This window comes from Fictibacillus sp. WQ 8-8, from assembly GCF_024494405.1.
Classification (GTDB): domain Bacteria; phylum Bacillota; class Bacilli; order Bacillales; family Fictibacillaceae; genus Fictibacillus_C; species Fictibacillus_C marinisediminis.
The window spans coordinates 1-1,526 of record NZ_JAMXKG010000011.1 but is presented as its reverse complement, the minus strand read 5'-3'; the positions used below and the strand labels follow the sequence as shown (position 1 = coordinate 1,526).

The following is a 1,526-nucleotide window of genomic DNA, read 5'->3' as shown; positions in this document are numbered from 1 at the left end:
ACGATCTTTCCAATTTCTTTGAGACCGTTAATATCATCAATACCTTCAACTGTCATCTTCAGCACCCTCCATTTTTTAATATTTATATTTTTTCTTTTTTCCTATTTCCATATTTGCCTCACTTTATCTTTTTGCATTAAATACTACCCGTTAGTTGAACAAGGGTAAGAAAAACTACAATTGCCAAAACAGCCTAAAAAAAGAGAGGATTCTAATTCAAGTGCCCCCAATGAAAAAGAACCTCTCCTATTGAACAATTCCTCCGAATTTTAATAATTCAACAGAGAGTCCTCTATTCCTTTTTTATCCAAAAACAGCACTCGTCATGAATGCTCAAAAAAATGGCTTTGCTCCAAGGTAAATAAATAATCTTATTGAAGGAAGTCTAAAAAGCAAAACCCTCCATTAATACTTTGCCCAACCGTAAGAATTGCAAAAGGAAAGCCGCTAATCATGCGGCTTTTTTACTTTTATCAATGCCTTACTTCCTTCTTCTTTTGTTGCCTCTACACAACTAAATTGCATAGTGTTTACAAAGATAAAATAGGACAAGAACATTGCTCTAGACCCACCACTATCCCTGTGTTTATTATAGTGAGGTGCTTATAGGAGGGGTCAGATAGTGGAAGAGCAAAAATATAAGGAACTTAAATTAGGCGAACGCGGAGCCATCATTAGTATCATTGCATATATTTGTCTTTCCATTCTAAAGTTAGCGATTGGATATATAAGTGACTCTGCTGCTTTAAATGCGGATGGTCTAAACAATACAACCGATATCATCGCCTCTATTGCTGTATTAATCGGTTTAAAGCTGTCTCAGAGGCCTCCCGATGAAGATCACGGGTATGGACATTGGAAAAGTGAAACCATTGCCTCAATGGTTGCTTCTTTCATCATGGCAGCCGTGGGGCTTCAAGTAATACTGGATGCTATTACCTCAATTTTTCAAGGAGGTAAAGAATCTCCTGATCTAATTGCCGCTTATACAGGTATTTTTTCTGCATTAGCCATGTATTTCGTTTATCGTTACAACAAAAGACTAGCTCTTAAAATTAACAGTAAATCGGTTATGGCAGCCGCTAAAGATAATTTGTCCGATGCCTGGGTAAGTATAGGAGCAGCCATCGGAATCTTTGGTTCCCAATTAAAAATGCCATGGCTTGATACTGTTACTGCCATTATAGTAGGGCTCTTAATATGTAAAACAGCATTGGATATCTTTAAACAAGCGTCCCATGAACTTTCAGATGGCTTTGATGAAGAGAAACTAAAACTTTATCAAGAAGTCATTTCAAAAGTGGATGGAGTTAAAAGAATAAAAACCATTAAGGGGAGAAATTACGGAAATAACGAAGTTATTGATGTTGTTATAATGGTTAAATCTACGTTAGGCATTAAAGAAGCTCATGATATAGCCACCCTTATGGAAAGGATCCTCATAAGAGATTACGGAGTATATGATGTTCATGTCCATGTGGAACCCAACTAAGCATTGTGATCTTTATTATCTCTTGCCAATAATG

At 36.4% G+C, this 1,526-nt stretch carries 1 protein-coding gene; it reads left to right on the top strand.

Annotation, left to right across the window (positions count from 1 at the left end):
• Nucleotides 1–622: 622 nt before the first annotated feature.
• Nucleotides 623–1,492, top strand: coding sequence for a cation diffusion facilitator family transporter (locus M1K46_RS19915; protein ID WP_256227416.1), 870 nt, complete (start codon nt 623–625; stop codon nt 1,490–1,492).
• Nucleotides 1,493–1,526: the final 34 nt, after the last annotated feature.